General features: G+C 69.8%; 8 protein-coding genes and 5 tRNA genes. 8 read left to right on the plus strand and 5 right to left on the minus strand.

The window, feature by feature from the left end:
- Positions 1 to 47 precede the first annotated feature (47 nt).
- From ACLZN2_RS48145 to ACLZN2_RS48165, 5 genes are all read right to left on the minus strand, one after another.
- A tRNA-Lys gene (locus tag ACLZN2_RS48145) sits at positions 48 to 120 on the minus strand.
- A gap of 115 nt (positions 121 to 235) precedes the next feature.
- On the minus strand, positions 236 to 1,759 hold the full coding sequence (locus tag ACLZN2_RS48150) for an amino acid permease (RefSeq protein ID WP_416986404.1): 1,524 nt from the start codon (positions 1,757 to 1,759) through the stop codon (positions 236 to 238).
- A 139-nt stretch (positions 1,760 to 1,898) separates the two neighbouring features.
- Positions 1,899 to 4,229 (minus strand): DEAD/DEAH box helicase, encoded by a 2,331-nt coding sequence (locus tag ACLZN2_RS48155; protein WP_416986405.1) that lies wholly within the window; start codon positions 4,227 to 4,229, stop codon positions 1,899 to 1,901.
- A 264-nt stretch (positions 4,230 to 4,493) separates the two neighbouring features.
- Positions 4,494 to 5,033, minus strand: a complete 540-nt coding sequence (locus ACLZN2_RS48160) for a hypothetical protein (protein WP_416986406.1) — start codon at positions 5,031 to 5,033, stop codon at positions 4,494 to 4,496.
- Between the two features lie 130 nt (positions 5,034 to 5,163).
- Positions 5,164 to 5,514: a metallopeptidase family protein gene (locus ACLZN2_RS48165; RefSeq protein WP_003999986.1), complete on the minus strand. Its 351-nt coding sequence runs from the start codon at positions 5,512 to 5,514 to the stop codon at positions 5,164 to 5,166.
- Between the two features lie 127 nt (positions 5,515 to 5,641).
- On the opposite strand from ACLZN2_RS48165, the gene ACLZN2_RS48170 reads away from it, so the two are divergent.
- From ACLZN2_RS48170 to ACLZN2_RS48205, 8 genes are all read left to right on the plus strand, one after another.
- Complete coding sequence (locus ACLZN2_RS48170) at positions 5,642 to 7,174, plus strand: metallophosphoesterase family protein (protein ID WP_416986407.1); 1,533 nt, start codon at positions 5,642 to 5,644, stop codon at positions 7,172 to 7,174.
- Positions 7,175 to 7,254: 80 nt separating this feature from the next.
- Positions 7,255 to 7,327: transfer RNA gene (locus tag ACLZN2_RS48175), tRNA-Glu, on the plus strand.
- A gap of 38 nt (positions 7,328 to 7,365) precedes the next feature.
- Positions 7,366 to 7,440: transfer RNA gene (locus ACLZN2_RS48180), tRNA-Asp, on the plus strand.
- Positions 7,441 to 7,464: 24 nt separating this feature from the next.
- Positions 7,465 to 7,538, plus strand: a tRNA-Phe gene (locus tag ACLZN2_RS48185).
- Between the two features lie 84 nt (positions 7,539 to 7,622).
- Positions 7,623 to 8,090, plus strand: a complete 468-nt coding sequence (locus tag ACLZN2_RS48190) for a hypothetical protein (protein WP_416986408.1) — start codon at positions 7,623 to 7,625, stop codon at positions 8,088 to 8,090.
- Between the two features lie 144 nt (positions 8,091 to 8,234).
- A complete protein-coding gene (locus tag ACLZN2_RS48195; RefSeq protein ID WP_416986409.1) occupies positions 8,235 to 8,549 on the plus strand; it encodes a hypothetical protein in 315 nt (104 codons plus the stop codon).
- Between the two features lie 79 nt (positions 8,550 to 8,628).
- On the plus strand, positions 8,629 to 12,573 hold the full coding sequence (gene hrpA / locus ACLZN2_RS48200) for an ATP-dependent RNA helicase HrpA (protein WP_416986410.1): 3,945 nt from the start codon (positions 8,629 to 8,631) through the stop codon (positions 12,571 to 12,573).
- Positions 12,574 to 12,667: 94 nt separating this feature from the next.
- Positions 12,668 to 12,742: transfer RNA gene (locus ACLZN2_RS48205), tRNA-Asp, on the plus strand.
- Positions 12,743 to 12,770 lie beyond the last annotated feature (28 nt).

Below are 12,770 nucleotides of genomic sequence, written 5' to 3' on the forward strand. Positions count from 1 at the left end.
GGCCCACGAAACCGCTGGTCAGAACCGCAAAGCGGCTCTGACCTCGGTAGGCCGTGTGGGACTCGAACCCACAACCAATGGATTAAAAGTCCACTGCTCTGCCAATTGAGCTAACGGCCCAGGCGATGTTGCCTACCCGAGCATAGCCGGACACGGCCGTGTCTCCGATCGGGTATCGGGGGACACGGCCGCGCCGAGGGGCACGAGCGGTGGAGATCGGTCACCGACGTGACGGTCAGGGGGTCTTTCCGGCCCGGGCCGTCTCGCGGGCGATGGTCCGTTCGTGGTCCGGATTGAGGAACCACTCCCGGGCGGACACCTGCCACCACACCCCCGCGAAGCCCAGGACGACCAGGACGGCGACCGGGGCGTAGTTGAAGGTCTCCCAGGTGACCGGGGCGACCTGCGGCAGCATGAACAGCACGGTGATCACCGCGACCCACGCCACCGACACCACGCCGATCACCTGAGACCATCGGCCCAGGTGCCACGGGCCCCGTTCGAAGGCCTCGCCCTTGCGGATCCGCAGCAGCGTCGGGATGACGTAGGCGATGTAGAGGCCGATCACGGCGATGGAGGTCACCGCCGCATAGGCCGTGAGGTTGATCAGGTACGGCAGGCCGAGGACCAGCGCGCCGCCCGCCGCCAGCCAGACCGCCGCCACCGGGGTCCGGGTGCGCGGGCTGACCGTGTGCCAGACGTGCGCCCAGGGCACCGCGCCGTCCCGCGAAAACGCGTAGATCATGCGGCTGTTGGCGGTCACCGAGGCCATCCCGCAGAAGAGCTGGGCGCCGATCACCACCAGGAGCAGCAGCTTGCCCGCCGTGGCGCCGAGGGCATCGAGGAGGATCTGGGCGGGCGGTGCGCCGGTCGCGGAGGTGCGGGCGCCGTCGTAGGACTGGATGGCGAAGGTGAAGCCGAGCAGCAGGACGAAGCCGGCGATCCAGGAGGTCCAGATGGAGCGGACGATGCCCTTGGGGCCGGCGGTGGACGCGTCGTGCGTCTCCTCGGTCATGTGGGCGGAGGCGTCGTAGCCGGTGAAGGTGTACTGGGCCATCAGGAGGCCCAGCAGCACCACGTAGAGGCCGCTGCCCCAGCCCGTGTGGTTGACGAACTCGCCGAACACGAAGGACGTGGACTGGTGGTGGTCCGGTACGAGAGCCAGGGCTCCGACGATCACCGCCACGCCGAGCACGTGCCACCACACGCTGACGCTGTTCAGCAGCGCGACGATCCGCACGCCGAAGGTGTTCAGCAGGCCGTGCAGGACGAGGATCCCGGCGAAGAGCAGGACCGTGCGCCCCGGCGTCACCTCGAAGTCGAACTGGAGGTTGAGGTACGCCCCCAGGAACGACGCCGCGCCGAAGTCGATGCCCGCAGTGACGGCCACCTGGCCCAGCACGTTGAACCAGCCCGTGAACCACGCCCACGCGGCGGCCGTCCGGGGCGGGGCGAGCCGGTGGGCCCAGAAGTACAGGCCCGCGGACGTGGGGTACGCCGAGCAGATCTCGGCCATCGACAGGCCCACGAAGAGGGTCATGAGGCCCACGGCCACCCAGCCCCAGGTGATCACCGCGGGGCCGCCGGTGTTCATCCCGAAGAGGTAGAGGGTCAGACAGCCGGAGAGGACCGAGATGATCGTGAAGGAGACCGCGTAGTTGGAGAACGCCGACATACGGCGGGCGAGAACCTGCGTGTAACCGAGCTGAGCCAGCCGCTCCTCGTCAGAGAGGCCGCTTCCTGTGCCTTCATCTGTCATGCTCCCAGCAATGCCCGCACCGCGGGCGTGACACACGTCACAACTTGGCTGAAAAGTGCGGTCGGTGGCCCGGATGCCGAAAGGGCCCGTACGACGGGGAGTCGTACAGGCCCTTCGGTCAGCCGGTTAGCGGCCGGCGTCAGCCGTTGCGCTTCCAGCGCGGCTTGTCGTCGCGGCGGCCGAAGGAGCCGCTGCCACGGTGGTCACCGCGGTGGTCGTCACGGCGGCCGAACGGACGGTCGTGGCCGCCGGAGCGGAAGCCCGGGCGGTCGTCGCGGCGGTCACGGTTGAACGGGCGGTCGCTGCCACGGTGACCGGCACGGTCGTCACGGCGGAAGCCGCCCCGGTCGTCACGGCGCTCGAAGCCCCGGTCGTCACGGCGCTCGAAGGAACGGCCACCCCGGTCGTCACGGTCGCGGTTGTCGCGGTTGAAGCCGCCACCACGGTTGTCGCGGTTGTCCCGGTCGTCACGGCGGAAGCCGCCCCGGTCGTCACGGCGCTCGAAGGAACGGCCACCCCGGTCGTCACGGCTGTCGCGGCTGAAGCCACGGTTGTCGCGGTCACGGTTGAAGCCACGGTTGTCGCGGTCGCCACGACGCTCGAAGGAACGGCCACCCCGGTCGTCACGGCGCTCGAAGGAACGGCCGCCGCGGTCGTCACGGTTGTCGCGGCTGAAGCCACGGTCGCCACGGTTGTCGCGGTCGTCACGGCGGAAGCCACCGCGGTCATCGCGGCGCTCGAAGGAACGGCCACCCCGGTCGTCACGGCGCTCACGGCGCTCGTACGACGGCGTGGACGGCGTGCGCTCCTCGCGCGCGCCCCGGTCCGTGCCCCGGTCCGTGCCGCGGTCGGCGATCCGGTCGACGTCCCGCGCGACCGGCTGCTCGGGGACGGAGGCCGCCTCGACCGCCGCCTGCACCTCGGCCTCGGCCTGCTCCTGCGCCTCGGCCACCGCCGCCTCGGGGTCCTCGCCGCGCTCACGGGCGACCCGGGCGACCAGCCGGTCCGCCTCCTCACGCAGCTCTGTCGCGCGGCGCTGCGCCCGCTCCAGCTGCTTGGTGAGGTGGGCGACCTCGCGCTCGGCCTGCTGCGCCGCGTTGCCCGCGGACTCCGCCTGGACCTCGGTCATCGAGCGGGCGCCGGTGATCTCGGCGACCTCCGGGTCGAAGGCGGCACCGCCCTGGATGATGTGGCGCGCGGCGTCGACGCCGGCGTCCTCCATCAGCCGGAAGATCTGACGGCGCTGGTGCGGCAGGGAGAGGGACACGACCGTGCCCGTACGGCCCGCGCGCGCCGTGCGGCCGGCCCGGTGCAGGTAGTCCTTGTGGTCGCCCGCCGGGTCGACGTTGAGGACCAGGTCGATGCCGTCGACGTGGATGCCCCGGGCGGCGACGTCGGTCGCGACCAGGACGTTGACGTACCCGTCCTTGAAGTCGGCGAGGGTCCGGGTCCGCGCGCCCTGCGTCATGCCGCCGTGCAGCGCGTCCGCCTTCACGCCGGCCTCGCGCAGCTGCTCGGCGACGCGGTCGGCGCCCAGCTGGGTGCGGACGAAGATGATGGTGCGGCCCTTGCGGGAGGCGATCGCGGCGGTGACCGGCGCCTTGTCCTTGGGCTTCACGATCAGGATGTGGTGCGACATGGTGGTGACGGCGCCCTGGGCGGCGTCGACCTCGTGCGAGACCGGCTTGTTCAGGTAGCGGTCGACGAGGGTCTTGATCTCGTTCTCCATGGTCGCGGAGAAGAGCATGCGCTGGCCGCCGGCCGGCACCTGGTCGAGCAGCTCCGTCACCTCGGGCAGGAAGCCCAGGTCGGACATCTGGTCGGCCTCGTCGAGGACGGCGATCTGCACGTCCTCCAGGGAGCAGGCGCCGCGGTTGATGATGTCGCGCAGCCGGCCCGGGGTGGCGACGAGGATGTCGACGCCACGCTCCAGGGCGTAGATCTGGTTGCCCATGGACGTACCGCCGCAGACGACCTTCATCTTCAGGCCGAGGACGTCGCCGTACGGCTGGAGGGCGTCCGCGACCTGCATCGCGAGCTCACGGGTGGGGGTGAGGATGACGGCGCGGGGCTTGTGCTTCTCGGTGCGACCGCCGGCCAGCGTGGCCAGGGTCGGCAGACCGAAGGAGAGGGTCTTGCCGGAGCCGGTGCGACCACGGCCGAGGATGTCCTTGCCGACCAGGGCGTCCGGGATGGTCGCGGCCTGGATCGGGAAGGGGACCGTCACACCGTTCTGCGCGAGCTTGCGCACCACGCCCTCGGGCAGGCCCAGGTCGGCGAAGGTGATCTCGGGGGTCTCGTCGGAGACCTCGACGATGTCGTCGACCTCGACGGTCTCGACGATCTCGTCGTCGAGGATCTTTTCGTCGAGTTCAACGCTGCCGATGTTCTCGATCGCCTCGTTCTCGACGGCCTCGACGGCCTGGATGTCCTCGGGCAGGACGGCGTGATCGGCACTGGAAATGGACATGCGTAAGCGAAACCTTCCGGAGTCTCGTCGGCACGCGCCCGTCAACTCCGTGTTCGCATTACGACCGCCTCAATGCGGTCCGCCACGGCAAGGGAGAGTACGCGCCACACGGCGCGCTCTGCGGTGGCGCCGGGCAAATGGGATCAAACGATCTACCACCATACGCACCCTGCCCCACCGAAGGCAAATCAAGGCGCCCGGGTACCTACGAGACCCTCGTCACGTCACCGCGCGGCCCACGGACCGCCACAGGCGCCGCCGACGCTACACCGGCGGCGCCGCCTCCGGGGCCGGCTCCCGCTGGATCAGCTGGGGGCCCGTTCCACCGCCGGTCTCCTCGTGCGCGGAGGAGGAGGGCTCCGCGACCGTCGGGTCCGGCACGGGGGACGGCGGCTCGGGGGACGGTGCCGGAGGCTCCGGGTCGGGCGAGCCGGGCGTCGTCGGCTGCTCGTTCGTCGGCGTCGGCTCACCCGGCTTCACGGTCCGCCCCGGCTTGGCCGGCCCCGCGGACGCCGACGCGCTGCCGCCCGCGGACGGCGAGGCGGACGCGGACGCCGAGGCGCTCGCCCCGTGCTTGCCCCGGCCCTTCCCGTGCCCGTGCTTGCCGTCCCCGCCCGCGGCGCCCATGTAGCCGCCGCCCACACCCGCCGGCCCCCCGTCGGGCTCCACGCCACTCCGCTGCCCCGCCGAGTGCGACGGCTTGGCCGGGCCGCCCGCGTCGTCCCCCACGCTCATACAGCCGGCGGCAGCGGCGACGGCCAGGACGGTGGCGGCCAGGCGAACGGGTACGTACATGGGGGGCACGGGGCCACCTCCGGTGCAGGCGCAAGTGAGTCAACCTCACCAACTCCCACCGCCCGCGGGAGGACACGCGCCCCGTTCAGCCGTGGCCGTGAGCACCGCCGCCGTAAGCCGTTGCCGTCAGCCGTAGCCGTCAGCCGTAGCCGAGGGCGTGCAGCCGTGCGTCGTCGATGCCGAAGTGGTGGGCGATCTCGTGCACCACCGTCACCTCGGTCTCCTCGACGACCTCCTCCCGCGTCTCGCACATCCGCAGCGTCGGCCCCCGGTAGATCGTGATCCGGTCCGGCAGCACGCCCGCGTACCACTCGCCGCGATCCGTGAGCGGAGTCCCCTCGTACAGCCCGAGCAGCTCGGGATCGTCCGCCGGCGGCTCGTCCTCGACGAACACGGCGACGTTGTCCATCAGCCGTGTCAACTCCGGCGGAATCCGGTCCAGCGCCTCGGCGACCAGTTCCTCGAACTCCTCGCGCGTCATCTCCAGCACAGGCCCATTGTCGGGTACACCACCGCCCTCGGAGGAGAACAAACCGTCGGCCGGCGAGGACACCGGCGCACTCCGACCGCCACCACCCGGCCGCATACCCGAACACGACCCCGGGCATACGGCACCAATGGCCCGCGTCCGCGTCCCCCGTACGCCCTCTGCCACACCGACCGCCACCGCCCCCACTCTGGAACTCGCCCCCCGTCCCTGGTCCCGCTGGTCCCGCGCGCTGGGCCTCGCAGCGGTCGTCCTGCTGGGCGCCTGGCTGGGCCTGCTGGTCGTCGGGAACGTACGCGTGCCGGTCGGCCCCATGAACACGACGATGACCCTGCGCCCCTCCCTCACCGGCGGCACGAAGATCAACGTCTCCCCGCTCGGCGCGCTGACCCTCGACAGCCACACCGCCCCGGTCCGCCTCGACGTCAACGTCGACCAGCTCGACCCCGCCCGCTCACAGGCCCTGGTCGACCACCCCGAGCGCCTCTCCGGCCTCCAGGACGAGGTCGCCCACGACGTCGAGCACGGCACCCTCGACCTCGCCGTCCGCTCCTGCGTCGCCGTCGTCTCCGGCGCCACCGCCCTCGGCCTGGCCGTCTACCGCCGCCCGCGCCGCGCCCTCGCCGCAGGCGGCCTCGCCCTGACCCTGCTCGCCGCCTCGGGCGCCACGGCGTACGCCACCTGGAACCCCAAGTCGGTCCTGGAGCCACGCTTCTCCGGCCTGCTCTCCTCCGCGCCCTCTCTCGTCGGCAACGCCCGCAGCATCGTCACCGAGTTCGACGTCTACCAGCAGGAACTGGCCCGCCTGGTCACCAACGTGACCAAGCTCTACGACGTCACCTCCACCCTCCCCGCCTACCAGCCCGACCCCACCACGGTCCGCGTCCTGCACGTCTCCGACATCCATCTCAACCCCGCGAGCTGGAAGATCATCGCCTCGCTGGTGGAGCAGTACAAGGTGAACGTGATCGTCGACTCCGGCGACACCATGGACCACGGCACGTCCGCCGAGAACGGCTTCCTCGACCCCATCGCCGACCTGGGCGCGCCGTACGTCTGGGTCCGCGGCAACCACGACTCCCGCGTCACGCAGAGCTACCTGGAACGCGTCAAGAACGTGCACGTCCTCGACGACGGCCGGGCCGAGACCATCGCCGGGCTGCGCTTCGCGGGCATGGGCGATCCCCAGTTCACCCCCGACCGCTCCTCGGTGCCGGGCGCCGGGGCGTCCCAGGAGGTGGCGGGCGACCGGCTGGCACAGGCGCTGCGCACCGAGACGGCCGCCGGCACCCCGGTGGACGTGGCCGTCGTCCACGAACCGTCCGCGGCCCGCCGCACGGACGGCACGGTCCCCCTGGTCCTCTCCGGCCATCTCCACCACGAGCAGATGGAGATCATGAAGAACGGCACCCGCCTGCGCGTGGAGGGCTCGACGGGCGGCAGCGGCCTGCGCGCCGTCGAGGGCGAGTACCCCGACCCCATCGAGGCGTCGATCCTCTACTTCGACCGTGACAGCAAGCGCCTCCAGGCCTGGGACGAGATCAAACTGGGCGGCCTGGGCCTGACGACGGCAGAGGTCAGCCGCCACCTCCCGAAGGAAAACCAGCCCGGAGCCTCCCCCAGCCCAGCCTCGTCCTCCACCCCTCCCACCCCCTCCCCGTAAACCGTTTTGGCGATCCCTCCCGCCATCCCATATGCTTCTCACGTCCCCGACGCGCTGAGAAGCGCCCAGGCGGGCCGATAGCCCTCATCGTCTAGCGGCCTAGGACGCCGCCCTTTCAAGGCGGTAGCACGGGTTCGAATCCCGTTGGGGGCACGCAACATCGTGTGCGACACTGTCGTACGCAACAGCTTGGTCCTGTGGAGCAGTTTGGAGTGCTCGCCACCCTGTCAAGGTGGAGGCCGCGGGTTCAAATCCCGTCAGGACCGCTGAGGTTTCACGTGAAACCTCGCGGCTGGGTAGCTCAGTTGGTACGAGCGTCCGCCTGAAAAGCGGAAGGTCGCCGGTTCGACCCCGGCCCCAGCCACAACGCCGAACAGCGAAAAGACCCCCGCCGGGATTCCGGCGGGGGTCTTTCGTTGCCCCGTCATCGCGGAGGGGAGAACACACCATGGCCGAGGACACCCATGGCCAACAGTTCAAAGTGGGCGACGTCCTGAGAGTGAGCTGCCCACCCGCACCGACCCGGGTCGTGCATGCGACCCCGTTCGACGTCACAGTCGAGTGGCCATGGGCACAGATCGATCCCGAGTCCGAGCTCAAGTGGAACGGCCTGAGGGCGATCCCTCGCTCTGAGCACACCAGCGAGTGGAACGGGCTCTTTCAGACCACCCCTGATCCACGGCTTTTGGAGGTCGGCAGCACCTGTGTGGTGGGCGTCCCGGAAACCCTCGTACGTATCGTTGACATCGGTCGCTACGACCCGCCGATCGACGTGGGGTGGCTACCGAGGCCTCACACCCTGTTGATCGTGTTGCCGGTCGATCAGCCGCACCATCCGGACGCGGAAGAAGAAGGCGACACCATCGACCTCGAATCGGCGGCCCCCATCGAAATCGAACTGGTGGCACGAGGCTGACGGCAGTCCGACACCGGCGGGGGTCTTTCGTTGTCGTGCGGTGGGGTGGACTCCGCCAACTGCCGGTCTGTGTGGGCTCCGTGCGGGCGGGCAAGATCCGGTACGTTCGTGCCCGTCGGTGTGTTGTGGAGGGGCGGGGAGCGCGTGAGCGGGAGCGTCGCACTGGAGAAGGACCGGGCTCGGTACGGGCTGATGGCGGTGATCGTCAGCAATCTCGCGATCGCCGGGATCGCGGCCTTCGGGGTCTGGCAGCTGGACGGGGACCGTTCGGTGATCGTCGGGGTGCTGACCGCCGCCTTCACGGCCGTGAGCAGCACGACCACCGCGTATCTGGGCATCAAGGCCGTGTCCAACACGGCGAAGTCCATCGCCCTCGCGGAACCCCAGCGCCGCGCCGAGGCCGCGGCCCTCGCTTCGGCCGACACGTCCGCCTCACCTTCGGCGCAGCGTGGCTCCTGAGGTGCCGAGGGGCGCGGCCCGTCTCCGTGGGCAAAAGGGTTCGCCACGAATTTCGCCGGGATGAGATCCTGGACCGCGTATGTCTACGCATCCTGCCCCCGCCCTCGGCGCCCTCGCCCCCCGCCTGACCGAGCTGTCCCTGCGCGACGCGCACCGGCTCGGGCGCAGGCTCGAAGGCGCGCGCAAGATCCGCAAGCCGGAGGCCCGTGCCGCCGTCCTCGCCGAGATCGAGGCGGAGGTCGCACAGGTCGAGGAGCGGATGGTCCTGCGGCGCGGCCGTGTCCCGGCCGTCACGTACCCCGAGCAGCTCCCGGTCAGCCAGAAGAAGGACGAGATCGCGGCCGCCATCCGTGATCACCAGGTCGTCATCGTCGCCGGTGAGACCGGGTCCGGGAAGACCACCCAGATCCCGAAGATCTGTCTGGAGCTGGGGCGGGGGGTGCGCGGCATGATCGGGCACACCCAGCCCCGTCGGATCGCCGCCCGCACCGTCGCCGAGCGCGTCGCCGAGGAGCTGCGGACGCCGCTCGGTGAGGCCGTCGGCTGGAAGGTCCGCTTCACCGACCAGGTGAACCCGGACGCCACGTTCGTGAAGCTGATGACGGACGGCATCCTGCTCGCCGAGATCCAGACGGACCGCGAACTGCGCGCCTACGACACGATCATCATCGACGAGGCCCACGAGCGGTCCCTGAACATCGACTTCCTGCTGGGGTACCTGGCGCAGCTGCTGCCGCGGCGGCCCGAGCTGAAGGTCGTCATCACCTCGGCGACCATCGATCCCGAGCGCTTCTCCCGGCACTTCGGCGACGCCCCGATCATCGAGGTCAGCGGGCGGACGTATCCGGTCGAGGTGCGGTACCGGCCCCTCCTGGAGGAGGACTCCGAGGACGCCGACCGGGACCAGATCACCGCCATCTGCGACGCCGTCGAGGAACTCCAGGCCGAGGGCCGGGGCGACATCCTCGTCTTCCTCTCCGGTGAGCGGGAGATCCGGGACACGGCGGACGCGCTGGAGAAGAAGCAGTACCGGTTCACCGAGGTACTCCCCCTCTACGCCCGTCTCTCGCACGCCGAGCAGCACCGCGTCTTCCAGCCGCACACCGGCCGCAGGATCGTGCTGGCGACCAACGTCGCCGAGACCTCCCTCACCGTCCCGGGCATCAAATACGTCATCGACCCCGGCTTCGCCCGGATCAGCCGCTACAGCCACCGCACCAAGGTGCAGCGCCTGCCCATCGAGCCGATCAGTCAGGCCAGCGCCAACCAGCGCAAGGGCCGCTGCGGACGCACCAGCGACGGCATCTGCATCCGCCTCTACACCGAGGACGACTTCACCGCCCGCCCGGAGTTCACGGACGCCGAGATCCTCCGTACGAACCTCGCCTCCGTCATCCTGCAGATGACCGCGGCCGGCCTCGGCGACATCGAGAAGTTCCCGTTCATCGACCCGCCGGACCACCGCAACATCCGCGACGGCGTCCAGCTGCTCCAGGAGCTGAACGCCCTGGACCCGGCCCAGCAGGACCCGCGCAAGCGGCTGACGCAGACCGGCCGCAAGCTGGCCCAGCTGCCCGTCGACCCACGCCTGGCCCGGATGGTCCTGGAGGCCGACAAGAACGGCTGTGTCCGCGAGGTCATGGTCATAGCCGCCGCGCTGTCCATCCAGGACCCACGCGAGCGCCCTGCCGACAAACAGACCCAGGCCGACCAGCAGCACGCCCGCTTCAAGGACGAGACCAGCGATTTCCTGGCGTACCTCAATCTGTGGCGGTACGTCCGTGAGCAGCAGCGCGAGCGCGGCTCGTCGTCCTTCCGCCGGATGTGCAAGCAGGAGTACCTGAACTTCCTGCGCATCCGCGAGTGGCAGGACATCTATACGCAGCTGCGAACGGTCGCCAAGCAGTTGGGCATCCATCCCAACGAGCAGGACGCCCCGGGCGACAGCATCCATGTCTCCCTGCTCGCGGGCCTTCTGTCGCACATCGGCATGAAGGACGTGAAGGACGGCTCCAAGAACGAGTACCTGGGCGCGCGCAGCGCCAAGTTCGCGGTCTTCCCCGGTTCGGCGCTCTTCAAGAAGACGCCCCGGTTCGTCATGTCGGCCGAGCTGGTCGAGACGTCCCGGCTCTGGGCGCGGGTCAACGCGAAGATCGAGCCGGAGTGGGTCGAGCCGCTCGCCGAACACCTTCTGAAGCGGACGTACAGCGAGCCTCACTGGGAGAAGGACATGGCGGCCGTGATGGCGTTCGAGAAGGTCACGCTGTACGGCGTACCGATCATCGCCCAGCGGAAGGTCAACTACGGCCGGATCGACCCGGAGACGAGCCGCGAGCTTTTCATCCGCAACGCACTCGTCGAGGGCGACTGGCGCACACACCACAAGTTCTTCGCCGACAACCGCAGGCTCCTCAGCGAGGTCGAGGAGCTGGAGAACCGGGCCCGGCGCCGGGACATCGTCGTCGACGACGACACGCTGTTCGACTTCTACGACCAGCGGGTGCCCGAACACGTCGTGTCCGGGGCGCACTTCGACTCCTGGTGGAAGCGCAAGCGGCACGAGCAGCCCGAGTTCCTGGACTTCGAGCGGGAGATGCTCATCCGGGAGTCGGCGGAGGCGGTCACCAAGGCCGACTATCCCGACTCCTGGCGTCAGGGACAGCTGAAGTTCCGGGTGACGTACCAGTTCGAGCCGGGTGCGGACGCGGACGGTGTGACGGTCCACGTCCCTCTCCAAGTCCTCAACCAGGTCACGGACGACGGCTTCGAGTGGCAGATCCCGGGCCTGCGGGAGGAGGTCGTCACGGAGCTGATCCGCTCCCTGCCGAAGCCGATCCGCCGCAACTACGTACCGGCGCCGAACTTCGCGAAGCGCTTCCTGGACCAGGCGGTCCCTCTCCAGGAGCCTCTCACCACCGCCATGGCCCGCGAGCTCAAGCGGATGGTCGGTGTCCCCTTCGAGGCCGAGGACTTCGACTGGTCGAAGCTTCCCGACCATCTGAAGATCACCTTCCGGATCGTCGACGAGCGGCGCCGCAAGCTGGCCGAGGACAAGGATCTGGAGGCGCTGAAGCTGCGGCTGAAGCCGAAGGCCCGCCAGGCCATCTCCCAGGCGGCCGCCGCCACCGCCGTACGGCAGGGCGGTGAGTCGCTGGAGCGCAAGGGGCTGACGGACTGGACGATCGGTTCCCTGACCCGGGTGTTCGAGACGCGCCGCGCGGGCCAGCCGGTGAAGGCGTACCCGGCCCTGGTCGACGACGGCGACACCGTCTCCGTACGGCTCTTCGACACGGAGGAGGAGCAGGCGGAGGCGATGTGGAAGGGCACCCGGCGGCTCGTTCTGCGCAACATCCCGGTCAACCCTGCGAAGTTCGCGTCCGAAAAGCTTACGAACGCTCAGAAGCTCGCTCTGTCGGCCAATCCGCACGGTTCGATCCAGGCCTTGTTCGACGACTGCGCGATGGCGGCGGCGGACAAGCTGATCGCCGACTTCGGCGGGCCGGCGTGGGACGAGGAGTCGTACCGGAAGCTGTATGACAAGGTGCGCGCGGAGATCGTCGACGCGACCGTGCGGACCGTCGGGCAGGTGCAGCAGGTGCTGGCCGCCTGGCAGGCCTGTGAGCGCCGCCTGAAGTCCGTACGCAGCCCCGCGCTGCTCGCGAACCTGACGGACGTGCGCAAGCAGCTGGACGCCCTCGTGAAGCCGGGCTTCGTGACCTGGGCGGGCCTGCGCCGGCTGCCTGACCTGATGCGCTACCTGGTGGCCGCCGACCGGCGTCTGCAGCAGATGCCCACGGGCGTCCAGCGGGACACCACCCGCATGGAGAAGGTCCACGAGATGCAGGACGAGTACGCCTGGCTCCTGGAGCAGCTGCCCCGGGGCCGGCCCGTCCCCTCCTCGGTCCTGGACATCCGCTGGATGATCGAGGAGCTCCGGGTCAGCTATTTCGCCCACGCGCTGGGCACGGCCTACCCGGTCTCGGACAAGCGGATCGTGAAGGCGATCGACGCCGCCGCTCCGTGACGGAGCCCGTGCGGAGGGTGAGTTCGACCAGGGGGCTCACCCTCCTGTACAGTCCTTCTCGCAGCACAGCGCGACACAAAGTGCCGCGAAACCTGGTCCTGTGGAGCAGTTTGGAGTGCTCGCCACCCTGTCAAGGTGGAGGCCGCGGGTTCAAATCCCGTCAGGACCGCAGTAGGAGAGGCCCGGATCTTCAGATC

The sequence above is a fragment of the Streptomyces sp. T028 genome, assembly GCF_048159505.1.
Taxonomy (GTDB): Bacteria; Actinomycetota; Actinomycetes; order Streptomycetales; family Streptomycetaceae; genus Streptomyces.

Excerpts from the sequence above, each read along its gene's own strand:
- ACLZN2_RS48150 (WP_416986404.1), bottom strand. The coding sequence starts at position 1,759 with ATGACAGATGAAGGCACAGGAAGCGGCCTCTCTGACGAGGAGCGGCTG.
- ACLZN2_RS48155 (WP_416986405.1), bottom strand. The coding sequence starts at position 4,229 with ATGTCCATTTCCAGTGCCGATCACGCCGTCCTGCCCGAGGACATCCAG.
- ACLZN2_RS48170 (WP_416986407.1), top strand. The coding sequence starts at position 5,642 with ATGGCCCGCGTCCGCGTCCCCCGTACGCCCTCTGCCACACCGACCGCC.
- ACLZN2_RS48190 (WP_416986408.1), top strand. The coding sequence starts at position 7,623 with ATGGCCGAGGACACCCATGGCCAACAGTTCAAAGTGGGCGACGTCCTG.
- hrpA (WP_416986410.1), top strand. The coding sequence starts at position 8,629 with ATGTCTACGCATCCTGCCCCCGCCCTCGGCGCCCTCGCCCCCCGCCTG.